Raw genomic sequence first — 21016 nt, 5'->3', positions numbered from 1 at the left:
CTTTTCCTCTTTCTCTGAAATGCCAGCTGTCGTGTAGGCGACGCGGCACAGGGGCGCAGTGACGGCGTCCAGCTTAGGGGGCGTTGCTGCGCCAGGCAAAGCACGGCGTGCGCTGATCGCGCGCCAGCCGGCCGCCGCTGCGCTGACCGTCGAAGCTTCACCGAATGGTCATCGCAGGTTCACGGACGCTTAGCGGGACTGCAACAGAGCCCGACTACCTTCTCGTCTAGACAAGTTGGCCGACCTCCCCGGCCGCGCAGACGAGAGGGCAAGACATGAATGCGGCTATTCGAGTCGAGCGACTGAACAAGACCTTCGCCGGCAAGCAGGCGCTGTTCGACCTGGGCCTGGCGATACAGCCGGGCGAGATGGTGGCGCTGATCGGCGCGTCCGGTTCCGGCAAGTCCACGCTGTTGCGCCACCTGGCCGGCCTGGCCTGCTGCGACCGCTCCGCCGGCGGACGCATCGAGGTGCTCGGCCGCGAGGTTCAGGCCACCGGCCGTCTGCACGGCGAGGTGCGCCGCCTGCGCGCCGACATCGGCTACATCTTCCAGCAGTTCAACCTAGTCAACCGCCTCAGCGTGCTGGACAACGTCCTGCTCGGCTTTCTCGGCCGCATGCCGCGCTGGCGCGGATCGCTGGGCATGTTCAGCGACGAGCAGAAGCGCCAGGCCATGGCCGCACTGGAGCGCGTCGGCCTGGCCGAGCGCGCCGCGCAGCGCGCCTCGACGCTCTCCGGCGGCCAGCAGCAGCGGGTGGCGATCGCCCGTGCGCTGACCCAGCAGGCCGAGGTAATCCTCGCCGACGAACCGATCGCCTCGCTCGACCCGGAGTCGGCGCGCAAGGTCATGGAAATCCTCGCCGACATCAACCGCCAGGACGGCAAGACCGTGGTGGTGACCCTGCATCAGGTCGACTACGCCCTGCGCTACTGCTCCCGCGCCGTGGCGCTCAAGGGCGGGCGCATTCATTACGACGGCCCCTCGGCGGCACTCAGCGACCACCTGCTCAACGATCTCTACGGCGCCGATCTGGACGCCAGCCTGCTGTTCTCCGACCGCGCCCGCAGCGCCGAGCCGCGGCAGCTGCAGCTGGTCAACGGCTGAGCCGCAGGTCAACCCGACAACCAACGCCACACCTCAGGAGTGACCTCCATGTTGAAACGCTTCAGCCGCGCCCTCGCCGCCTCCACGCTGCTTGCCGGTGCGATGTTCGGCACCGCGCAGGCCGCCGAGACCATCACCTTCGGCATCATCTCCACCGAGTCCTCGCAGAACCTGCGCAGCGTCTGGGACCCCTTCCTCGCCGACATGAGCAAGCAGACCGGCTACGAGGTGAAAGCCTTTTTCGCCCCCGACTACGCCGGGGTGATCCAAGGCATGCGCTTCGACAAGGTCGACCTGGCCTGGTACGGCAACAAGTCGGCGATGGAAGCGGTGGACCGCGCCGGCGGTGAAGTCTTCGCCCAGACCGTCGCCGCCAACGGCAGCCCGGGCTACTACAGCCACCTGATCGTGCACAAGGACAGCGCCCTGAACTCGGTCGAGGACGTGCTGAAGAACGCCAAGAGCCTGACCTTTGCCAACGGTGACCCGAACTCCACCTCTGGCTACCTGGTGCCCGGCTACTACGTGTTCGCCAAGAACAAGGTCGACGCCGGCCAGGCCTTCAAGCGCAGCCTCAACGGCAGCCACGAAGTGAACGCGCTGTCGGTGGCGAACAAGCAGGTCGATGTCGGCACCTTCAACAGCGAAGGCATGGAGCGCCTTGAGATCACCGCGCCGGACAAGGCGGCCCAACTCAAGGTGATCTGGACCTCGCCGTTGATCCCGGCCGACCCGCTGGTGTGGCGCAAGAGCCTGAGCGACGAGCAGAAGAACAGGCTGCGCGAGTTCTTCATGAGCTACGGCGCCAAGCCGGCCGAGAAGGAAATTCTCGCCGCGCTGCAGTGGGCGCCGTTCCGTGCCTCGGATAACGACCAGCTGCTGCCGATCCGCCAGCTGGAACTGTTCAAGAAGCGCAGCGAAGTCGCCGCCGACAGCAAGCTCTCCGACAGCGATCGCCAGGCGCAACTGCAGAGCATCGACCAGGAGCTGGCCAAGCTGGAGCAGCGCATGGCCGAGCGCGAGCAGAAGAACGCCGCCGCCAAGGCCAGCTGAGCAACGCCGGGCGTGGCGCGCTGGCGCCACGCCCCCGTCCGCGCCGTTTTCGAGAACCGAACATGACCACTCTGAGCACCACCCCGCCACTGGCGGGCAACGACAAGCGCAGCTGGTTGCGCCTGCTCGGCTGGGGCCTGTGCCTGGCCGTGCTGGCCTGGTCCTGGCAAGGCGCGGAGATGAATCCGCTGCTGCTGATTCGCGACAGCGCCAACATGGCAACCTTTGCCGCCGACTTCTTCCCGCCGGACTTCAGCAACTGGCAGCTGTACCTCAGGGAGATGATCACCACGGTGCACATCGCCCTCTGGGGCACCCTGCTGGCGATCGTCTGCGCCATCCCGCTGGGCATTCTCAGCTCCGAGAACATCGTGCCCTGGTGGGTCTACCAGCCGGTGCGCCGGCTGATGGACGCCTGCCGTTCGATCAACGAGATGGTCTTCGCCATGCTCTTCGTCGTTGCCGTCGGCCTCGGCCCCTTCGCCGGTGTGCTGGCGCTGTGGATCAGCACCACCGGCGTGCTCGCCAAGCTGTTCGCCGAAGCGGTGGAAGCCATCGAGCCGGGCCCGGTGGAAGGCGTGCGTGCCACCGGCGCCAGTGCGCTGCAGGAAGTCATCTTCGGGGTGATTCCGCAGGTGCTGCCGCTGTGGATTTCCTACTCGTTGTACCGCTTCGAATCCAACGTGCGCTCCGCCACGGTGGTCGGCATGGTCGGCGCCGGCGGTATCGGCGTGATCCTCTGGGAAGCCATTCGCGGCTTCCAGTTCGGCCAGACCGCCGCCCTGCTGCTGATCATCATCGCCGTGGTGAGCCTGATCGACCTGCTCTCCCAGCGCCTGCGCAAGCGCTTCATCTGACGGAGCGAGGCGCCGTGCGCCTCTCGAAAAAACCATGCAGTTGTCTAGACAACCCAGCGAACCGCTCTACCTCGAACTGGCCCAGGTGCTGCGCGGCGAACTGCGCCACTACCGCATCGGCGACTTTCTCCCCGGCGAGATGCAGCTGGCGCGGCGCTTCGCGGTCAACCGCCACACCCTGCGCCGTGCCGTCGACGAGCTGATCAACGAAGGCCGTCTGCTGCGCCGCCAGGGCAAGGGCACCCAGGTGTTGCAGCGCCCGCTGGTGTATCCGCTGCAGGCCGACAGCGCCTACAGCGAATCGCTGGCCGCCCTCGGCTTGCGTACCGAGGCGCGCCTGCTCGAGCGCCGTCAGCTCAGCGCCAGCGCCGAGGAAGCGCGCCACCTGCAACTGGCCGAAGGCGCCGCGCTTATCGAGCTGAGCACCCTGCGCCTGCTCGACGGCGAGCCGGTCAGCCTGATCCGCCACCGCTACTGCGCCAGCCACGCCGAACGCCTCGCCGACTACCAGGGCGGCTCGCTGCGCCGCTACCTCGGCGAACGCGGCCTACCGCTGACGCGCCGTTTCAGCCTGATCGGCGCACGCCTGGCCGATCGCGACGAGGCCGCACAGCTGCTGATGCCCCTGCGCATGCCACTGCTGTCGGTGTTCACCCTGTCCTGCGATGCCGCCGGCCGACCGGTGGAGATCGCCCTTTCGGCCAGCCGTTCCGACCGCTTCCAGTACCAGGTCGCCACTTGATGGAGAACCCCATGCACACCCGCGAACAATCCCCGCGCCAGCGCTGGATGGCTGTACTGGCCCGCGCCAGCGCCGCCGACCTGGCGCCTTTCGAGAGTGACCTGCGCAACTGCGCCTACCAGCTGATCCGCCCCGCGGAAATCGGCATGACCCTGGTTCGCGGGCGCATGGGCGGCACCGGTGCGCCGTTCAACCTCGGCGAGATGAGCGTCACCCGCTGCGTGGTGCGCCTGGCCGACGGCAGCACCGGCTACAGCTACCGCGCCGGCCGAGACAAGCGCCAGGCCGAGCTCGCCGCGCTCGCCGACGCCCACCTGCAAGGCCCGCAACAGAGCCGCTGGCTCGCCGAGCTGATCGAACCGCTGGCCGCCGCGCAGGCCCGACGCGCCGCGCAAAAGGCCGCCGAAACCGCCACTACCCGCGTGGAGTTCTTCACGCTGCTGCGAGGAGAAGACTGATGAATCGCGCCCCATCCGACCTGTTGCAGGCCGCATTCGCCGACCCGGTGCTGGACGCGCAGAAGTGCTTCCGCGCCGCGCTCAAGGCTTTGTCCGAGCCGGGCACGCGCCAGACGCTGGTCAGCGTCGCCGCCATCGAGCCGCTGCAGGCCGCCGGCTATGCGCTGTGCCTGAGCCTGCTGGATAACGACACGCCGCTGTGGCTGGCGCCGGCCTTCGACACTCCGGCGATTCGCGCCAACCTGGCCTTCCACTGTGGCTGTCCGATCGTCGAGGCACGCGAGGAGGCGATGTTCGCCCTGCTTGATGCCGCTGCGCTGGACGACCTCTCCGGCTTCTACGCCGGCAGCGAACGCTACCCGGACCAGTCCTGCACGCTGCTGATCCAGCTCGAGCGTCTCGACCGCGGCCCGGCGCTGAGCTGGCAGGGCCCGGGCATCGACGGCAGCCGCCTGGTCGGCCTGCCGCTGAAACCGGCGTTCTGGCAGCAGCGCGCCGCACGCAACGACTTCCCGCGCGGGCTCGACGCACTGTTCTGCGCCGAAGGCGAAGTGCTCGGCCTGCCGCGCAGCACCCGCATCGGCGATTCGCTGCAGGAGGTGGCCTGATGTACGTCGCAGTCAAGGGTGGCGAACAGGCCATCGACAACGCCCACGCGCTGCTGGCGAAGAAGCGCCGCGGCGATACCGGCATCGCCGAACTCGGCGTCGAGCAGATCCGCCAGCAGCTGCCGCTCGCCGTGGCGCGGGTGATGAGCGAAGGCTCGCTGTATGACGAGGAGCTCGCCGCGCTGGCGATCAAGCAGGCCGCCGGCGATCTGGTCGAGGCGATCTTCCTCTTGCGCGCCTACCGCACCACGCTGCCGCGCTTCGCCGAAAGCCTGCCGCTGGACACCGGCGCCATGCAGCTCAGCCGGCGCATCTCGGCGACCTTCAAGGACGTGCCCGGCGGCCAGCTGCTCGGCCCGACCTTCGACTACACCCACCGCCTGCTCGATTTCGCCCTGCTCGCCGAAGGCGAACGCCCAGGCCCGCCGGTGGATGAAAGCGCCACGCTGAGCAACTGCCCGCGGGTACTCGGCCTGCTCGGCGAGGAAGGCCTGATGACAGCGGAAATCGACCGCGGCGAGCCGGTGCCGGACCTCACCCGCGAGCCACTGGAGCTGCCCTGCAGCCGCGCCGAACGCCTGCAGGCACTGGCGCGCGGCGACGAGGGCTTCCTCCTCGCACTGGGCTATTCGACCCAGCGTGGCTACGGCCGCAACCACCCGTTCGCCGGCGAGATTCGCATCGGCACCGCCGAGGTCTGGATCGAGCCGCAGGAGCTGGGCTTCCCGGTCTGCCTCGGCGAGATCGAGCTGACCGAGTGCGAGATGGTCAACCAGTTCGTCGGCGAGAGCGCCGAGCAGGCGCAGTTCACCCGCGGCTACGGCCTGGCCTTCGGTTATGCCGAGCGCAAGGCGATGGGCATGGCGCTGGTCGACCGCGCGCTGCGTGCCGGCGAGTACGGCGAGGAAGTGCAGGGCCCGGCGCAGCAGGAGGAATTCGTCCTAATGCACTGCGACAACGTCGAGGCCGCCGGATTCGTCTCGCACCTGAAGTTGCCGCACTACGTCGACTTCCAGTCCGAACTGGAGCTGATCCGCAAGCTGCGCCAGCCACAAGCCGAGCAGACCGAAGCAGACGCCGAGACGCCAGCTAAGGAGAAACGCGCATGAATGCCCAGGCCATTCCCGCCCGCGAGGCGGGCTACAACTTCGCCTACCTCGACGAGCAGACCAAGCGCATGATCCGCCGCGCACTGCTCAAGGCGGTCGCCATTCCCGGCTATCAGGTGCCCTTCGGCGGCCGCGAGATGCCGCTGCCCTACGGCTGGGGCACCGGCGGCATGCAGCTGACCGCGGCCATTCTCGGCGCCGACGACGTGCTCAAGGTGATCGACCAGGGCGCCGACGACACCACCAACGCAGTGTCGATCCGCCGCTTCTTCGCCCGCACCGCCGGGGTCGCCACCACCGAGCGCACCCCCGCGGCGACGGTGATCCAGACCCGCCACCGCATCCCTGAAACCCCGCTCGCCGCCGGGCAGATCATGGTCTATCAGGTACCGATCCCCGAGCCGCTGCGCTTCATCGAGCCGTCGGAAACCGAGACGCGCACCATGCACGCGCTGGGCGACTACGGCGTGATGCACGTGAAGCTCTACGAAGACATCGCCACCTTCGGCCACATCGCCACCAGCTACGCCTACCCGGTGACGGTGGACGGGCGCTACGTGATGGACCCGTCGCCGATTCCCAAATTCGACAACCCCAAGCTGGACCGCAGCCCGGCGCTGATGCTGTTCGGCGCCGGCCGCGAGAAGCGCCTCTACGCCGTGCCGCCGTACACCCGCGTGGTCAGCCTGGATTTCGAGGATCACCCGTTCCAGATCCAGCAGTGGGAACAGTGCTGCGTCATCTGTGGCAGCAGCGATTCCTACCTCGACGAGCTGATCGTCGACGACGCCGGCAGCAAGCAGTTCGTCTGCTCGGATACCGACTATTGCGCGCAGCGCGCCCAGCAACAGGAGAGCCGCCCATGAGCGCCGCCGAACACCTGCTGCCCGCCCCGAGCATCGGCACCGAGCCGCTGTTCGCGGTACGCGACCTGACCCGTCTGTACGGCCCGGACAAGGGCTGCCAGGGCGTTTCCTTCGAGCTCTACCCCGGCGAAGTGCTGGGCATCGTCGGCGAGTCCGGCTCGGGCAAGTCCACCCTGCTCTCGCTGCTCTGCGGCCGCTGCCCGCCGGATCGCGGCAGCGTGCAGTACCGCGATGGTGCCGGCGACTGGCTCGACCTCTACGCCGCCAGCGAGGCCGAGCGGCGCACGCTGCTGCGCACCGAATGGGGCTTCGTCGAACAGAACCCGCGCGACGGCCTGCGCATGGGGGTTTCCGCCGGCGCCAACATCGGCGAGCGGCTGATGGCCCAGGGCGTCAGGCATTACGGCCAGCTGCGCGCCGCCGGGCTGGATTGGCTCAGACAGGTGGAGATCGACCCGGCGCGCATCGACGACCTGCCGCGGACCTTCTCCGGCGGCATGCAGCAGCGCCTGCAGATCGCCCGCAACCTGGTTTCCAGTCCGAAGCTGGTGTTCATGGACGAACCCACCGGCGGCCTCGACGTGTCGGTGCAGGCACGCCTGCTCGACCTCCTGCGCGGGCTGGTGCGCGAGCTGGATCTGGCGGTGGTGATCGTCACCCACGACCTCGCCGTGGCGCGCCTTCTGGCCGACCGGCTGATGGTGATGCGCCGCTCGCGGGTGGTGGAGTCGGGCCTGACCGATCAGATCCTCGACGACCCGCAGCACCCCTACACGCAGCTCTTGGTGTCCTCGGTGCTGCAGCCATGAAGGAATCCGTCATGACGAACCTGATCGAGGTCCGCGACCTCGCCAAGACCTTCACCCTGCACCAGCAGCACGGCGTCAGCCTGCAGGTGCTGCGCGGGCTGAACTTCACCGTCGCCGCCGGCGAGTGCCTGGTGCTGCACGGTCAGTCCGGCGCCGGCAAGTCGACCCTGCTGCGCACGCTGTACGGCAACTACCTGCCCGCCGGCGGCAGCATCCGTATCCGCCATGCCGGCGACTGGCTGGAGCTGGTCGGCGCCGAACCACGCCAGGTACTCGCGGTGCGCCGGCAGACGCTGGGCTACGTCAGCCAGTTCCTGCGCGTGATCCCGCGGGTGCCGGCGCTGGAGGTGGTGATGGAACCGGCGCTGGCGCGCGGCTGGACGCGTGTCGATGCCGAGGCGCGGGCGGAGGCGCTGCTGACCCGGCTGAACATTCCCGAACGGCTCTGGCAGCTGGCCCCCGGCACCTTTTCCGGCGGCGAGCAGCAGCGGGTCAACCTGGCGCGCGGCTTCATGGTGGGCTGGCCGGTGATGCTGCTCGACGAACCCACTGCCTCGCTGGACGAAGCCAACGCCGGCGTGGTGCTGGAACTGATCGGCGAGGCCAGGGCCGCCGGCAGCGCGCTGATCGGCATATTCCACGACCGCGCGATCCGCGAGGCAGTCGCCGACCGCTATCTGGACATGACGCAGGAGGACCTGGCCCATGCCAGCTGAACAGATACTCAGCAACGCCCGCCTGGTGCTGGCCGATCAGGTGATCCATGGCAGCCTGCTGATCCGCGACGGCCTGATCGCCGACATCAGCGCAGGCGCCAGCAGCCTGCCGCAGGCTCAGGACCTGGGCGGCGACCTGCTGCTGCCGGGTCTGGTGGAACTGCACACCGACAACCTGGAAAAGCACATGAGCCCGCGTCCTGGCGTGGACTGGCCGTCCGCCTCGGCGGTGCTGACCCATGACGCACAGATCGTCGCCGCCGGCATCACCACGGTGTTCGATGCGCTGTCGATCGGCGACATCAACCCCAAGGGCAAGCGCATGCAGCAGCTCGGGGTGATGCTCGAGGCCATCGCCGAGGCCGAAGCGGCCGGACAGACCCGCGCCGAACACCGCCTGCACCTGCGCTGCGAAGTCAGCCACCCGCAGTGCCTGGAGCTGTTCCGCGAGCTGGTCGAGCAGCCGCTGGTGCAGCTGGTCTCGGTGATGGACCACGCGCCGGGCCAGCGCCAGTTCGCGCGCATGGAGAAGTACCGCGAGTACTACATGGGCAAGTACCACCTGAGTCCGGCAGAGATGGACCGCTTCGTCAGCGAGCAGCTGGCCAACTCGGCGCGGCACAGCGACCAGCAGCGCGCCGCCATCGTCGATATCTGCCGCAGCCGCGACCTGGCGCTGGCCAGCCACGACGATGCGACGCTCGATCATGTCGAGGAATCGGCCGGCTACGGCATGGCCATCGCCGAATTCCCGACCACCTTCGAGGCCGCCGAGGCCAGCCACGCACGCGGGCTGAAGGTGCTGATGGGCGCGCCGAACATCGTTCGTGGCGGCTCGCACTCGGGCAATATCGCCGCTGCCGATCTGGCCCGGCGCGGCGTGCTGGACATCCTCTCCAGCGACTACTACCCGGCCAGTCTGCTGCAGGCCGCGCTGGGCCTGGCAGAGCAGGACAACGGCTACGACCTGCCGCGCGCCATCGCCACCATCAGCCTGGCGCCGGCACGCGCGGCCGGGCTGGATGATCGCGGCGAGATCGCCGTCGGGCTGCGCGCCGACCTGGTCCAGGCACAGGTGCACAAGGGCCAGCCGGTGATCGGCCAGGTCTGGCGCCAGGGCCGGCGGGTGTTCTGATGGCGCATTCCGACAAAGCTGACAAGGCGCCAGCGGGTCGCCCGGCTGGCTCTATACTGCCTGCCACTGCGCTGGCTTCGATGATCGGGAGTAACCCCATGCAAGGCCGCTTGATCTACCTGATCGGCCCCTCCGGTGCCGGCAAGGACAGTCTGCTCGATGCCGCACGCGCAGCGCTCGCCGAGCGTGGCGTGCGCATCGCCCGGCGGGTCATCACCCGCTCGGCCGAGGCCATCGGTGAAGCCGCGCATTCGGTGAGCGCCGAGCAGTTCGAACGCATGGAGGCCGAGCAGGCCTTTGCCCTCAGCTGGCGCGCCAACGGACTGGCCTATGGCATCCCCGCCGAAATCGACGCCTGGCTGGCGGCCGGCGAGGATGTGCTGGTCAATGGCTCGCGTGGTTATCTGCCCGAGGCGCGCAGGCGCTACCCGGATCTGCTGGCGGTGCTGTTGACCGTTGAACAGGACGTGCTGCGCGAGCGCCTGCTGACCCGCGGCCGGGAGACGCCCGAGCAGATCGAGGCGCGCCTGGCGCGCAACGCGCTGTTCAGCGGCGAGCTGGACGACTACATCCGCCTGGACAATTCCGCCTCGCTGGAGCGCAGCGTCGAGCGCCTGCTGCAGCTGCTCGACGAGCACCGTCAATGCGGCTGACCCTGCTCGGCACCGGTGGCGCCGCGCAGGTGCCGGTGTACAACTGCGCTTGTCCGGCCTGCCGCGCCGCGCAGCTCGACCCGAGTCGCCGCCGCCGTGCCTGCTCGGCGCTGGTGGACTGTGGCGGCCAGCGCTGGCTGCTCGACAGCGGCCTGCTGGACCTCTGCGAGCGCTTCGCCCCGGGCAGCTTCAGCGGCATCCTGCAGACCCATTACCACGCCGATCATGCCCAGGGCTTGCTGCAACTGCGCTGGGGCACCGGGCTGCACATTCCGGTGCTCGGCCCGGACGACGCAGAGGGCCTCGCCGACCTCTACAAACACCCCGGCATCCTCGATTTCAGCGAACCATTCGCCGCCTTCGAACAACGCATGCTCGGCACGCTGCGCGTCACGGCGCTGCCACTGGTGCACTCGAAACCCACCTTCGGTTACCTGCTGGAAGGACACAGCCGCTGCATCGCCTACCTCACCGACACCGTCGGCCTGCCGGACAGCACGCGCGAACTGCTGCAGGACACCGCGCTGGATGTGCTGGTGCTGGACTGCTCGACTCCACCGCGCGATACACCACCGCGTAACCACAACGACCTGACCCGCGCATTGCAGAGCATCGAGGAGCTGCAACCGGCGCAAGCCGTGCTGACCCATATCGGCCACGAGCTGGATACCTGGTTCATGCAGGCGTCACGGAAACTGCCGGACAACGTATGCCTGGCATACGACGGGATGACGCTCTAGCGCTTAGGAGAGAAACCGAGCTTGCGGCTTCCATCGTCCAGCAGCAGACGAAACACCGAGCCGCCTGCTCGCAACGCGTGGAAAACACTGCGCGGTCTTCCACCCTACCGATGGCGATGGCGATGGCGATGGCGATGGCGATGGCGATGGGATCGTAGGGTGCATAACGCGAAGCTTATCCACCATGGGTCCGTTGCATGGCGAAACGTCGGGCACGGCCTCCGACGCGTGGAAAACGCTTCGCGGTTTTCCACCCTACGGCCATGAAGCATGGAGCGGATTCCGGGCTGACGCCGGCTCAGCGCCCAGGCTGCGGGCGGAAACCCGGCACGCTGGTCGGGCGTTCAACCCGCGCAGCCGGCATGCTGCAATTGAGGTCACGGAACGGGCGGCCGTCGAGCTTCTCCCAGCCCTCGCCCGGCGAGGTCTGGCGGCAGATGATGGTGCCGTCGAGCTTGCTCTGCCATTGGTAATAGGGCGCCGGCGCGGCGCTGGCGGCGATGGGCAGGAACAGACTGAGGGCGAGCAGGAAAATGCGCATGGCGGACTTCGGCAGTGCGATGGCGCCACTCTAACCCTTCGCCCGCGCTACGCAAGCACCGTCCGGCGCGCTCAGAACCAGACCCGCGCCGCCTCTCGCAGGAAGATTGCCACGGTCTTCGGCCCGATGCCCTCGAACGCCAGCAGCCGCTTCTCCACCCCGTCGTGCGTCTCACCGAGCTCACGCAGGCGACCCAGCCTGCCGTCGTACTCGGTCAGCAGCTGGTCGCCGAGCTTCAGCAGGCGCGCGGCAGTGGACTCGTCGTAGCGCACGTAGCGCGCCTGGCCGAGCAGCTGGACCAACCGACGCTGGCCACAGTCACGCAGCTTGTGCGGCGTGTCGAGCCGGTTGCGCTCCACCAGTACCCGGTAGGCCTCGGCGGCGATGTCGCGCTGGATGCGCTTGCCGAATAGAAAGCTGGCGACGAACCACTTGAACAGCTCCGCCTCGCCGCGGGTCACGTCGATTCCCAGATCCTCTGCGCCTATTTCTGCAGTCATACCGCCTCCGCGTTCGCTCACTCATTCGAAGGCCGCGACGGACAGGGGTTCGCACTGCAATGAGCGGGTTTCCGCCCACACCCCAACAACAATAGGCGGATTCTTGCCGATGACCCATCCAAGGATGCCGGCAAAGGCCGACCCAGAGCGTCGCGACAGACTGGCACGGCTTCTGCTAATGGCAATGTGCTCGATGCGATTCCAACGACAAGAAGAGCTACCAGCGATATCCATCCTCCGGACCTCTCCGGTGTCATCGCCCCTCTGCTTGTTCGTCTGGCGCGTTCCCGAACGCGGCATCGTCTATCGTCAACATGCTGCGTCAACCAATAAAAACGAAACGGAGATCCACCATGAGACTGACCAAACGCCTGGGCCTGCTCGCTGCCGCTGCGGCCTTCACTGCCAGCACCGCGGCCGTCGCTGCGCCGACCTTCATCAACATCCTCACCGGCGGCACCAGCGGTGTGTACTACCCGATCGGCGTGGCCCTGTCGCAGCAGTACAACAAGATCGATGGCGCCAAGACTTCGGTGCAGGCCACCAAGGCTTCGGTGGAAAACCTCAACCTGCTGCAGGCCGGCCGTGGCGAACTGGCCTTCTCCCTGGGTGACTCGGTTGCCGACGCCTGGAACGGTGTCGAGGACGCCGGCTTCAAGGCTCCGCTCAAGCGCCTGCGCGCCATCGCCGGTACCTACAACAACTACATCCAGATCGTTGCCAGCGAAGAGTCCGGCATCAAGACCCTGGAAGACCTCAAGGGCAAGCGCATCTCCGTCGGCGCGCCGAAGTCCGGCACCGAGCTGAACGCCCGCGCGATCTTCAAGGCCGCCGGTCTGGACTACAAGGACATGGGCCGCGTCGAGTTCCTGCCCTACGCCGAGTCGGTCGAGCTGATCAAGAACCGCCAGCTGGACGCTACCCTGCAGTCCTCGGGCCTGGGCATGGCCGCCATCCGCGACCTGGCCAGCACCATGCCGGTAACCTTCGTCGAGATTCCGGCCGCCGTGGTCGAGAAGATCGAGAGCGACGCCTACCAGGCCGGCGTGATTCCGGCCGGCACCTACGACGGTCAGGATGCCGACGTTCCGACCGTGGCCATCACCAACATCCTGGTCAGCCACGAGAAGGTCTCCGATGAAGTGGCCTACCAGATGACCAAACTGATGTTCGACAACCTGTCGTCCCTGGGCAACGCCCACTCCGCCGCCAAGGACATCAAGCTGGAAAACGCCACCAAGAACCTGCCGATTCCGCTGCACCCGGGTGCCGAGCGCTTCTACAAGGAAGCCGGGGTTCTCAAGTAACCCAGCGCTGACAGACGGGCGGAGCGGGCCCTGCGGCCTGCTCCAGCCCGCATCCTTGTAGCAGCAGGCTTGCCCGCGTTGCCTCGTTGGCAAGCCTGCTTCTACAGGCCCCACCTTGCAGTGAGAGAGTGATTCCCATGAGCGAAAGCCAAGGGCTGCACGCCAGCCCCAGCGAATGGCCGAGGGCGCTGTTCTACGTCGCCCTGCTGTTCTCCATCTATCAGATCGTCACCGCCGCCTTTCACCCGGTGTCCAGCCAGGTGCTGCGCGCCGGTCACGTCGGCTTCCTGTTGCTGCTGGTGTTCCTCTGCTATCCGGCCCGCGGCAACGGCAAGCCGTTCCAGCCAGTGGCCTGGCTGCTTGGCCTGGCCGGTTTCGCGACCTTTTTCTACCAGTGGTATTTCGAGGCGGACCTGATCCAGCGCTCCGGCGACATGACCACCACCGACATGGCGGTCGGCCTGACGCTGATCGTGCTGGTCTTCGAGGCCGCTCGCCGGGTGATGGGCATCGCCCTGCCGATCATCTGCGGGCTGTTCCTCGCCTACGGCCTGCTCGGCGAATACCTGCCCGGTGATCTCGCCCACCGTGGCTATTACCTGGACCAGATCGTCAACCAGCTGTCGTTCGGCACCGAAGGCCTGTACGGCACGCCGACCTACGTTTCGGCGACCTACATCTTCCTGTTCATCCTGTTCGGCTCGTTCCTCGAGCAGGCGGGGATGATCAAGCTGTTCACCGACTTCGCCATGGGCCTGTTCGGCCACAAGCTCGGCGGCCCCGCCAAGGTGTCGGTGGTGTCCTCGGCATTGATGGGCACCATCACCGGCTCCGGCGTGGCCAACGTGGTCACCACCGGCCAGTTCACCATTCCGCTGATGAAGCGCTTCGGCTATCGCCCGGCCTTCGCCGGTGGCGTAGAAGCCACCTCGTCGATGGGCAGCCAGATCATGCCGCCGGTGATGGGCGCAGTGGCGTTCATCATGGCCGAAACCATCAACGTACCCTTCGTCGAGATCGCCAAGGCCGCGCTGATTCCGGCCCTGCTGTACTTCGGCTCGGTGTTCTGGATGGTCCATCTGGAAGCCAAGCGCGCCGGCCTCAAGGGCCTGCCGAAGGACGAGTGCCCGAGTGCCTGGGCCGCAGTGAAGGAACGCTGGTACCTGCTGATTCCGCTGCTGGTGCTGGTCTGGCTGCTGTTCTCCGGACGCACGCCGATGTTTGCCGGCACCATCGGCCTGGCGCTGACGGCGATCGTCATCCTCGGTTCGGCGATCATCCTCAAGGTGTCGTCGTTCGGCCTGCGCATCGCCTTCTGGATCGCCCTCGGCCTGCTCTGCGCCGGATTCTTCCAGCTCGGCATCGGGGTGATCTTCGCGGTCATCGCCGCGCTGGTGGTGGTCTGCTGGTTCATCAAGGGCGGCCGCGACACCCTGGTCATCTGCCTGCACGCGCTGGTCGAAGGTGCGCGCCATGCGGTGCCGGTGGGTATCGCCTGCGCCCTGGTCGGCGTGATCATCGGCATCGTTTCGCTGACCGGCGTGGCCTCGACCTTCGCTGGCTACATCCTGGCCGTCGGCGAGAACAACCTGTTCCTCTCGCTGCTGCTGACCATGCTGACCTGCCTGGTGCTGGGCATGGGCATCCCGACCATTCCCAACTACATCATCACCAGCTCGATCGCCGCGCCCGCGCTACTGGACCTGGGCGTGCCGCTGATCGTCTCGCACATGTTCGTCTTCTACTTCGGCATCATGGCCGACCTGACTCCGCCGGTCGCGCTGGCCTGCTTCGCCGCCGCGCCAATCGCCAAGGAGAAGGGCCTGAAGATCAGCATGTGGGCCATCCGCATCGCCATCGCCGGTTTCATCGTGCCGTTCATGGCGGTGTACAACCCGGCGCTGATGATGCAGGGCGGAGACTGGGGCGCCACGCTGTACATGCTGTTCAAGGCGGCCTTCGCCATCGGCCTGTGGGGCGCGGTGTTCACCGGCTACCTGCAGCGGCCCATGGCGCTGTGGGAGAAAGTGCTGGGCTTCGTCGCCGGTGCGGCGATGATCCTCGCCACACCGATGAGTGACGAGATCGGCTTCGCCCTTGGCGCGATCTTCCTCGCTCAGCACATCTGGCGCGCCCGCCGCGCCGAGCCGGCGGCGGCGTGATCGGTCTGTGCCTGGGGCTGGCAGGCGTGGTGTGGGCCGAAGTGCCCGCCCCCGCCTTCACCCTGGCGTGGAACCACACCATCGAGAAGATCCGCTGGGAAGAGGATTACCGCGTGACGCCGGACGGGCTGCTGCTCGGCGAAGCGCGGGTCAAGGGTTCTGGTGCCGGGATGGAAATCCCGGATGACGCCGAACTGCGCGACGGGGCCTGGCACTACCAGCGCCAGATGCCTGCGTTGCCACTCCTGCGCCTGGGGCGAACCCCCGAGGCAGGGGATTACCAACTGTGTTTCGACCAGCGTTGCCACGCGATGAGCGAATGGCTAGGCCCGCCACAAGCGGACCAGCCGGCGCTGGAAGTCTGGGGCTGTACCGTGCAAGCGGCGAGTGTCGGGAACGATTGACCGGCTGGCCGGTGATCGTTGGAGAGGGGTGTTCGCGCAGGCGGCACCCCTTTTTCTTTGGTCCTTCGATTGGTTCGAGGAAGTAACTGCAGCGATGGCTGGACTGGATGGATGCACGCTCAGATCGCATAACCATTTCCGAGCTGCTTGGAAGCTTAGTTTCGCCCTGCTGGGCGACCCACTTTTTCCAGTCGCGGAAAAAGTAGGCAAAAACGCTTGCCCCTCCATGCGGGTCTCGCTGCGCTCGACTTCCCTCATTCCATCGCCGCTCCAGGGGCCGGCGTACAAGGGCCATCCATGGCCCTTTACGCCTCTCGCGGCATCCATGCCGCTCACTCCCCTACGCAACGATTGCACTCGGCCTCCTGAAAGGGGCGAATGGTGTCGCCTGATGACTTGTGCGCAATAAAGCAAAGCAGATGATCGTACCGACTGTGCTGTGCGGGCGCGCCGTAGGGATTTTTCATGCCCGCAATGGAGAGCGCGAGGGTAAGCCCACGCGCAGAACTTGGAGCTTTGAAGCCATCAGCACCGCCTAAACGCCGAACATCTGTTCTGTTTGTACGATCCACCAGGCGACTCCAAACGCCCCTTCAGGAGGGTGAACGAAGCCGTCGTGGAGAGGGGCGAGCCGCAGGGATGCGGCGAGAGCCGTATAGGGCCATGGATGGCCCTTGTACGGCGACCCTCGGAGCGGCGGCGTAGTGAACGAACCCGGAGCGAAGCGCAGGGCCGGATGCAGGGGCAAAGCGTTTTTGGTTACTTTTTCGGCGTCTGGAAAAAGTGACTCGCCCAGCAGGGCGAAACCAGCCTTTCAGGCAGCTCGCCAAGCGCCATGAAGCAAAAGCCTGCCAGCCCGCCGTCACAAGATCCGCCGTCACAAGACAACAAGGCAGCCATTCCCCGCCCATAAAAAAGACGCACATCCCTTTCGGTGGTGTGCGCCAAAGCGTCCCGCTCGCACGCTGTTACTTGGTCTGCATGATCAGATCCCGACGCATCAGCGTCTTGATCTTCACCAGATGGTCGTCTTCCTGAGTCTTGGCATGAACGAAGCTGTCGGCGATGTTCGGATGACCGGCCGCCTGCGCCAGTTCGATCAGCAGTTCCCAGGCGGCGTTGTCCGCCAACTCAGCCGTCAGCAGTGCGTTCATGCACTGCGCGACGTTGGTCCGCGGATCGGTCAGCACCTGCATGATGCCCATCGCCATGACCCCGGCGACATCCGCGCTGGGCGTCTGCGCGGTGGGGTCGGCGCCGAGTTTTTCCATAGCCGCATGGACCAGCATCATGTGCTCGAACTCTTCGTCGCGGATGTGCTGCAGCACGCCCACCAGATCGTTGCCCGAGTCCAGGTTGCGCGCCTTGGCGATCATCGCCTCGTACAGGCGCACGCCGTTGCGTTCGAAGGCCAGGCGCTCGCCGAGCTTGTCGATGAACACCTCGGGGCTCTTGCCCTTCATCATGTCGAAGCTGGTCTTGAGCATGCCCTTGGCCGAGCCGGGCACCGGCACGGAGCCGATGCGGTCGGCCTCTTCGTTGCGTTCGGCACGCTCGACGAGCATGCCGCGCTCATCGCCCGGCACGTCCGGGTGGATGTCGTTGACGGCATCGAGCAGGCGCTTGTTGTCCTTCGGGGACATCTGCACGCCGGTGTAATTGGTACCTACTTTCGCTGCAGTAGCCATGTTCGTCTCCTCAGGAAGCCTTGCGCATCAGTTCGCCACCCGGCGCCCACTGGTAACCCGCCGAGACGATGTCCGAGGCGAGCCCTTCCGACGCGAGGTGGTTGCGGTAATCGAGCGAGGACTGCGGCTCCTTGGCCTTGTCCACATAGGCCGGGCCGGCAGTGCGCAGGTTGACCTCGGCGGCCAGCACCTGGCGAACGAAATCGCGCTGGCTCTTGAACTCGACCATCTTCGGCAGCGGGCCGGCGAGAATCTCGGCCGGGTCGCGGCGCTCGAGCTTCTTGAACCATTCGCAGGCGACGTTGAGGTGGCCCAGCTCGTAGTCGAGGAAGCGCTCCCACATGGCCTTGATCCGCGGGTTGGTCTCCTGCTCGGCGCAGCTGGCGTACATGTAGACCTCCATCGCCTCGTGCACCAGCCACTTCTCGATATGGCTTTCGCTGGGGTCGGATAGCGAGCCGTACTGGGTCACGTGCTGCTCTTCCACCGAGGCGATCTCGGCGTACAACTGGCGCGCCAGCGGGTCGGCGAACAGCGGGCCGATGTTCATGTAGTAGTCGTGGGTCTGGTATTCCGCGCCGGTGATCAGCGCCGCGTGGATCTTGGTGATCAGCGCCGCGCTGTCCTTCTCGTAGTTGTCGCGGATATCGTTCTCCGGGTGCCGGTGGTGCTCGGACGTCTTGCGGCCGGGAACGATGTCGGTATAGCCCTGCAGGATGTTGTTGGCATCCTTGCCCTCGAGGCGATCAAGCATCGCCGAGTAGCGGTACAGGTGGTCGAAGTCCTCCAGCAAGCCGAAGCGATAGGTCTGCGCCTGGTAGGGGTCGGGCTCGTTCTGTGCCACGGCGGCGGTCACCTCGATGGCGACCTGCTCGTAGGCGACGGTGGTTTCCAGTGGCGAGTGGTCGGCGCCGATCAGCCAGTTGATCATGGTCGCCTGGTGCTGCTCGGTACGCCGGATCTGCGCCAGCGGCAGGCGCAGTTCCTTGTTGAAGCGGGCGATGCCGTGGCTCAGGCGCAGGGCGTCGGTCTCGACCCCGTTCATGAGGATGATGCGGACACGGGTAAAGGCATCGTCATCGAGCTTGCTGATCGGCTTGCCGGCCATTTCCTTCCATGTGAATTTCTGATTCTCCAGTGGCGTGCCTTTGTTGTCGAAAATTCCGGAAATGGTCTCCATGGAGCCTCCGTTGTTATGCGTGGATATCAGGCATAGGTGGATCGCCGCCGTATGAATCGGCGACCTAGTAAAGAGGACCGGAGAGCTGGAGAAAGGATTCGCACCGTTCAGCGGACAGGGGTATCGCGGCCGATGAACGGCAGATCGGAGATTTTCGACGCAAGAGCCATTACCGCGGGTAATGCCCACGGCAACAGGGCGCGCCGTTTCGCTTGTTCAGTCAGCCAGTTTCGAAAGCCTGGCTTCCCGCTCGTCGGCAGGCAGTTCCGTTAGCGCCGCAACCGCCTGGTGAAAGCGCGCCCAGTCCCGCTCGCACCGCTCGAACAGAGCAGCAAAGGTCGGTACCCAGCGGTCATACAGGCCGAACGGCAACAGCGTGGCGTTGTTCAGTGGCTGGGCGAACCAGCGATCGTAGCGCGCATCACCGTTCCACTGGCTGTCGCGCAGATGTCGATAGCGCTGACGCAGCGTCGCGAACTCGGCCTGCTTCAGCGTGCGCAACTCGGTTGTCGAGCGACCCGAAGCATACAGCTGGTCCAGCCGCTGGCGGGTATCGAGTAGCAGCTCAACCAGTTGCCGATAACGCACCCGCGCCTGTTCATCCCGCTGCGGCAGGTCGCGATGGGCACGCCACTGGCGCAGGCCCTCGCGCTCGACAAAGGTGGCGTAGGACTCGTTGAATGCGGTGTCGCCGGGCAGATACAGCTGCTGATGAGCCAGTTCGTGGAAGATCAGCGCCGCCAGCTGCTCGTCGTTGCGCCGCAGCATCGAACTGAGCAGCGGATCGGCGAACCAGCCGAGCGTGGAATAGGCCTCGACACCCGCCACATGGGTATCCAGCCCGCTCAGCCGCAGCCGCGCCGCCTCGCCGCGGGCGGCACCCTGGCGGAAGTAGCCGCGATAGGCCACGCAGCCGGCGATGGGAAAGCAGTGCTCCAGCGGCTTGACCGAGAACTCCTCGGTGGCGAACAGGTTCCACACCACATAAGGCCGACCGAGTTCGGCGTAGAGCCGATAGCTGTCGTTGTCTGGCAACTCCAGCGCCTGGCTGGCGAAGCGACGCGCCTGCAACACCTCGCCCAGTCGTTGGCGCAACGCCGCATCGCGCGATTCATCGACGATCAGCGCCTCGATGGGTTCGCGCTGGCGCAGCAACTCCAGCTGGCCGGCGGCGAGCTGGCCGTAATAACTGCAACCATTCAGACAGACGGCAAGCAGCAGGGGAACCCAGCGCAGGCTGCGGCTGTCGATGGAGGCGGCGTTGGGCTTGGGCATCGGGTGTACCGCTCAGTTGTCGGGCTGGCGCCGGCGCGCCTAGCGCACCCTACAAAGGCCGTGCTGCCGATTGCAACCTGCGGCAGCCCATGACGTCCTCAATCGAACCCTTGCCGGCCACTGATCACCGGCTGGAGCCTTGTACATGCGCGGTTTCCTTCTCGTCACCCTGCTCGCCAGCCTGGCCGGCTGCTCCATGTGGATGCCCAAGCCCGATCCCGAGCAAGCCTGGGTCGAGCTCAACCCGAACGGCGAGACCCAGCTGCAGGCGGTCGCCGTGGACGGCAAGACGCTGGAGGACGATCGCTATTTCCAGGTACCGCCCGGCAGCCGCAAGCTGGAGATGCGCTACCGCTTCGAGGTCAATGGCGCCAACGTCGGCCCCGGCAGCAACCCGCTGCCTCGCGACTGCAAGCTGACCCTGGAATACGACAAGTTCACCGCCGGGGCGCGCTATCGCCTGGTGGCAGGCGGCTATGGTTTCCGTCCCTGGGCCAAGCTCTACGACCAGCACCAGTACGTGCTGGCCCGCGCCGAGGAAAAGGGCTGCGGCGACCTCGCCGGCCGCTGAGTCCGCGTTGAAATGCGCCGTCATCTGGCGCACCCTCGGCAGCATCGGTGAGGCGCAGCGCGTCTCACCCCGCCATTCGCCGAGGATCCAGCCATGCGTCGCGCACTCCCCCTCGCCCTGCCCGCCCTTCTCGCCCTGGCCGGCTGCGCCGGGCCATTGCCGCAACCCGACCCGAACATGGCCTGGGTCGACATGACCGCGCAGCCCAGCGATATCTTCATGTCCGACCAGCTGGATGGCAAACGCACCCCCGACGGCCGCTATTTCCAGGTCCCGCCGGGCGCCCATGAACTCGAAGCGCGCTACGAATTCGAAGTGACAGGGGGCGACTTCGGCCTGTTCGGCGAAACCCACACCATTCGCTGCACCCTGGTGATCCGCTACGACGACTTCCAGCCCGGCCAGCGCTACCTGTTCCAGGCCCGCTCGCTGGGTTTCACCCCGCAAGGCTGGTTGCGCGACGAACAGCGCAACGTGCTGGTCGAGGCAGAGGCCGAGCACTGCCACTGAGCGCGCTCGCACCCGACCGCCTTACG

General features: G+C 66.5%; 23 protein-coding genes. 18 read left to right on the top strand and 5 right to left on the bottom strand.

Annotated features, from left to right (window positions below):
• Positions 1 to 275 precede the first annotated feature (275 nt).
• The 13 genes from phnC to phnP all read left to right on the top strand — a co-directional run bounded on the left by phnC (position 276) and on the right by phnP (position 10852).
• Entirely contained in the window at positions 276 to 1106 is an 831-nt protein-coding gene (gene phnC, locus LW136_RS00490) for a phosphonate ABC transporter ATP-binding protein (protein WP_102839028.1), read from the top strand.
• A gap of 48 nt (positions 1107 to 1154) precedes the next feature.
• Positions 1155 to 2159 carry a phosphonate ABC transporter substrate-binding protein gene (gene phnD / locus LW136_RS00485; RefSeq protein ID WP_234174399.1) on the top strand — a complete coding sequence of 335 codons (1005 nt, stop codon included), beginning with the start codon at positions 1155 to 1157 and terminating at the stop codon, positions 2157 to 2159.
• A gap of 62 nt (positions 2160 to 2221) precedes the next feature.
• Positions 2222 to 3016, top strand: coding sequence for a phosphonate ABC transporter, permease protein PhnE (gene phnE / locus LW136_RS00480; RefSeq protein ID WP_104098723.1), 795 nt, complete (start codon positions 2222 to 2224; stop codon positions 3014 to 3016).
• 34 nt (positions 3017 to 3050) lie between these two features.
• Positions 3051 to 3758, top strand: a complete 708-nt coding sequence (gene phnF / locus LW136_RS00475; RefSeq protein WP_014818577.1) for a phosphonate metabolism transcriptional regulator PhnF — start codon at positions 3051 to 3053, stop codon at positions 3756 to 3758.
• A gap of 11 nt (positions 3759 to 3769) precedes the next feature.
• Positions 3770 to 4216 (top strand): phosphonate C-P lyase system protein PhnG, encoded by a 447-nt coding sequence (gene phnG, locus LW136_RS00470; RefSeq protein ID WP_234174397.1) that lies wholly within the window; start codon positions 3770 to 3772, stop codon positions 4214 to 4216.
• Positions 4216 to 4824 (top strand): phosphonate C-P lyase system protein PhnH, encoded by a 609-nt coding sequence (gene phnH / locus LW136_RS00465; protein ID WP_102833583.1) that lies wholly within the window; start codon positions 4216 to 4218, stop codon positions 4822 to 4824. The genes phnG and phnH overlap by 1 nt, the downstream gene beginning before the upstream one ends.
• Complete coding sequence (locus LW136_RS00460; protein ID WP_234174395.1) at positions 4824 to 5933, top strand: carbon-phosphorus lyase complex subunit; 1110 nt, start codon at positions 4824 to 4826, stop codon at positions 5931 to 5933. Before phnH ends, LW136_RS00460 begins: the two co-directional genes overlap by 1 nt.
• Entirely contained in the window at positions 5930 to 6799 is an 870-nt protein-coding gene (locus LW136_RS00455; RefSeq protein WP_234174394.1) for an alpha-D-ribose 1-methylphosphonate 5-phosphate C-P-lyase PhnJ, read from the top strand. Before LW136_RS00460 ends, LW136_RS00455 begins: the two co-directional genes overlap by 4 nt.
• Positions 6796 to 7608 (top strand): phosphonate C-P lyase system protein PhnK, encoded by an 813-nt coding sequence (phnK, locus tag LW136_RS00450; protein WP_234174392.1) that lies wholly within the window; start codon positions 6796 to 6798, stop codon positions 7606 to 7608. Before LW136_RS00455 ends, phnK begins: the two co-directional genes overlap by 4 nt.
• A gap of 11 nt (positions 7609 to 7619) precedes the next feature.
• Positions 7620 to 8324, top strand: coding sequence for a phosphonate C-P lyase system protein PhnL (phnL, locus tag LW136_RS00445; protein ID WP_234174390.1), 705 nt, complete (start codon positions 7620 to 7622; stop codon positions 8322 to 8324).
• Positions 8314 to 9459 carry an alpha-D-ribose 1-methylphosphonate 5-triphosphate diphosphatase gene (locus LW136_RS00440; RefSeq protein WP_234174388.1) on the top strand — a complete coding sequence of 382 codons (1146 nt, stop codon included), beginning with the start codon at positions 8314 to 8316 and terminating at the stop codon, positions 9457 to 9459. Before phnL ends, LW136_RS00440 begins: the two co-directional genes overlap by 11 nt.
• 98 nt (positions 9460 to 9557) lie before the next feature.
• The gene (gene phnN / locus LW136_RS00435; RefSeq protein WP_042925961.1) at positions 9558 to 10112 is read left to right on the top strand and encodes a phosphonate metabolism protein/1,5-bisphosphokinase (PRPP-forming) PhnN; all 555 of its coding nucleotides are present in this window, start codon (positions 9558 to 9560) and stop codon (positions 10110 to 10112) included.
• Positions 10103 to 10852, top strand: a complete 750-nt coding sequence (gene phnP / locus LW136_RS00430; protein WP_234174386.1) for a phosphonate metabolism protein PhnP — start codon at positions 10103 to 10105, stop codon at positions 10850 to 10852. The genes phnN and phnP overlap by 10 nt, the downstream gene beginning before the upstream one ends.
• A gap of 298 nt (positions 10853 to 11150) precedes the next feature.
• On the opposite strand, the gene LW136_RS00425 is transcribed toward phnP, so the two are convergent.
• The gene (locus LW136_RS00425) at positions 11151 to 11393 is read right to left on the bottom strand and encodes a hypothetical protein (RefSeq protein WP_230357628.1); all 243 of its coding nucleotides are present in this window, start codon (positions 11391 to 11393) and stop codon (positions 11151 to 11153) included.
• Between the two features lie 71 nt (positions 11394 to 11464).
• On the bottom strand, positions 11465 to 11893 hold the full coding sequence (locus tag LW136_RS00420) for a DNA methylase (protein WP_234174385.1): 429 nt from the start codon (positions 11891 to 11893) through the stop codon (positions 11465 to 11467).
• Positions 11894 to 12246: 353 nt separating this feature from the next.
• Here LW136_RS00420 and LW136_RS00415 point away from each other — a divergent pair, with 353 nt between their 5' ends.
• The 3 genes from LW136_RS00415 (at position 12247) to LW136_RS00405 (ending at position 15766) form a co-directional block, all read left to right on the top strand.
• Complete coding sequence (locus LW136_RS00415) at positions 12247 to 13200, top strand: TAXI family TRAP transporter solute-binding subunit (protein ID WP_014818565.1); 954 nt, start codon at positions 12247 to 12249, stop codon at positions 13198 to 13200.
• A 137-nt stretch (positions 13201 to 13337) separates the two neighbouring features.
• The gene (locus LW136_RS00410; RefSeq protein ID WP_234174383.1) at positions 13338 to 15362 is read left to right on the top strand and encodes a TRAP transporter permease; all 2025 of its coding nucleotides are present in this window, start codon (positions 13338 to 13340) and stop codon (positions 15360 to 15362) included.
• Positions 15359 to 15766: a DUF1850 domain-containing protein gene (locus LW136_RS00405; protein WP_044313714.1), complete on the top strand. Its 408-nt coding sequence runs from the start codon at positions 15359 to 15361 to the stop codon at positions 15764 to 15766. The genes LW136_RS00410 and LW136_RS00405 overlap by 4 nt, the downstream gene beginning before the upstream one ends.
• Before the next feature lie 968 nt (positions 15767 to 16734).
• On the opposite strand, the gene LW136_RS00400 is transcribed toward LW136_RS00405, so the two are convergent.
• The 3 genes from LW136_RS00400 to LW136_RS00390 form a co-directional block, all read right to left on the bottom strand.
• Positions 16735 to 17454 (bottom strand): ferritin-like domain-containing protein, encoded by a 720-nt coding sequence (locus LW136_RS00400; RefSeq protein ID WP_042925848.1) that lies wholly within the window; start codon positions 17452 to 17454, stop codon positions 16735 to 16737.
• Between the two features lie 10 nt (positions 17455 to 17464).
• Positions 17465 to 18634, bottom strand: coding sequence for a hypothetical protein (locus LW136_RS00395; RefSeq protein WP_234174382.1), 1170 nt, complete (start codon positions 18632 to 18634; stop codon positions 17465 to 17467).
• Positions 18635 to 18850: 216 nt separating this feature from the next.
• Positions 18851 to 19909 carry an aminopeptidase gene (locus LW136_RS00390; RefSeq protein ID WP_234174381.1) on the bottom strand — a complete coding sequence of 353 codons (1059 nt, stop codon included), beginning with the start codon at positions 19907 to 19909 and terminating at the stop codon, positions 18851 to 18853.
• A gap of 145 nt (positions 19910 to 20054) precedes the next feature.
• Here LW136_RS00390 and LW136_RS00385 point away from each other — a divergent pair, with 145 nt between their 5' ends.
• Positions 20055 to 20480: a PA0061/PA0062 family lipoprotein gene (locus LW136_RS00385; RefSeq protein WP_019405990.1), complete on the top strand. Its 426-nt coding sequence runs from the start codon at positions 20055 to 20057 to the stop codon at positions 20478 to 20480.
• Positions 20481 to 20573: 93 nt separating this feature from the next.
• Positions 20574 to 20990 (top strand): PA0061/PA0062 family lipoprotein, encoded by a 417-nt coding sequence (locus LW136_RS00380; protein ID WP_023446384.1) that lies wholly within the window; start codon positions 20574 to 20576, stop codon positions 20988 to 20990.
• Positions 20991 to 21016: the final 26 nt, after the last annotated feature.

The sequence above is a fragment of the Stutzerimonas kunmingensis genome (genome assembly GCF_021432085.1).
GTDB lineage: Bacteria > Pseudomonadota > Gammaproteobacteria > Pseudomonadales > Pseudomonadaceae > Stutzerimonas.
The sequence above is the reverse complement of the archived record's forward strand: the minus strand, read 5'-3'. Positions and strand labels throughout refer to the sequence as shown.

Excerpts from the sequence above, each read along its gene's own strand:
- phnC (WP_102839028.1), top strand. The coding sequence starts at position 276 with ATGAATGCGGCTATTCGAGTCGAGCGACTGAACAAGACCTTCGCCGGC.
- phnD (WP_234174399.1), top strand. The coding sequence starts at position 1,155 with ATGTTGAAACGCTTCAGCCGCGCCCTCGCCGCCTCCACGCTGCTTGCC.
- phnE (WP_104098723.1), top strand. The coding sequence starts at position 2,222 with ATGACCACTCTGAGCACCACCCCGCCACTGGCGGGCAACGACAAGCGC.
- phnF (WP_014818577.1), top strand. The coding sequence starts at position 3,051 with ATGCAGTTGTCTAGACAACCCAGCGAACCGCTCTACCTCGAACTGGCC.
- phnG (WP_234174397.1), top strand. The coding sequence starts at position 3,770 with ATGCACACCCGCGAACAATCCCCGCGCCAGCGCTGGATGGCTGTACTG.
- phnH (WP_102833583.1), top strand. The coding sequence starts at position 4,216 with ATGAATCGCGCCCCATCCGACCTGTTGCAGGCCGCATTCGCCGACCCG.
- LW136_RS00460 (WP_234174395.1), top strand. The coding sequence starts at position 4,824 with ATGTACGTCGCAGTCAAGGGTGGCGAACAGGCCATCGACAACGCCCAC.
- LW136_RS00455 (WP_234174394.1), top strand. The coding sequence starts at position 5,930 with ATGAATGCCCAGGCCATTCCCGCCCGCGAGGCGGGCTACAACTTCGCC.
- phnK (WP_234174392.1), top strand. The coding sequence starts at position 6,796 with ATGAGCGCCGCCGAACACCTGCTGCCCGCCCCGAGCATCGGCACCGAG.
- phnL (WP_234174390.1), top strand. The coding sequence starts at position 7,620 with ATGACGAACCTGATCGAGGTCCGCGACCTCGCCAAGACCTTCACCCTG.
- LW136_RS00440 (WP_234174388.1), top strand. The coding sequence starts at position 8,314 with ATGCCAGCTGAACAGATACTCAGCAACGCCCGCCTGGTGCTGGCCGAT.
- phnN (WP_042925961.1), top strand. The coding sequence starts at position 9,558 with ATGCAAGGCCGCTTGATCTACCTGATCGGCCCCTCCGGTGCCGGCAAG.
- phnP (WP_234174386.1), top strand. The coding sequence starts at position 10,103 with ATGCGGCTGACCCTGCTCGGCACCGGTGGCGCCGCGCAGGTGCCGGTG.
- LW136_RS00425 (WP_230357628.1), bottom strand. The coding sequence starts at position 11,393 with ATGCGCATTTTCCTGCTCGCCCTCAGTCTGTTCCTGCCCATCGCCGCC.
- LW136_RS00420 (WP_234174385.1), bottom strand. The coding sequence starts at position 11,893 with ATGACTGCAGAAATAGGCGCAGAGGATCTGGGAATCGACGTGACCCGC.
- LW136_RS00415 (WP_014818565.1), top strand. The coding sequence starts at position 12,247 with ATGAGACTGACCAAACGCCTGGGCCTGCTCGCTGCCGCTGCGGCCTTC.
- LW136_RS00410 (WP_234174383.1), top strand. The coding sequence starts at position 13,338 with ATGAGCGAAAGCCAAGGGCTGCACGCCAGCCCCAGCGAATGGCCGAGG.
- LW136_RS00400 (WP_042925848.1), bottom strand. The coding sequence starts at position 17,454 with ATGGCTACTGCAGCGAAAGTAGGTACCAATTACACCGGCGTGCAGATG.
- LW136_RS00395 (WP_234174382.1), bottom strand. The coding sequence starts at position 18,634 with ATGGAGACCATTTCCGGAATTTTCGACAACAAAGGCACGCCACTGGAG.
- LW136_RS00390 (WP_234174381.1), bottom strand. The coding sequence starts at position 19,909 with ATGCCCAAGCCCAACGCCGCCTCCATCGACAGCCGCAGCCTGCGCTGG.
- LW136_RS00385 (WP_019405990.1), top strand. The coding sequence starts at position 20,055 with ATGCGCGGTTTCCTTCTCGTCACCCTGCTCGCCAGCCTGGCCGGCTGC.
- LW136_RS00380 (WP_023446384.1), top strand. The coding sequence starts at position 20,574 with ATGCGTCGCGCACTCCCCCTCGCCCTGCCCGCCCTTCTCGCCCTGGCC.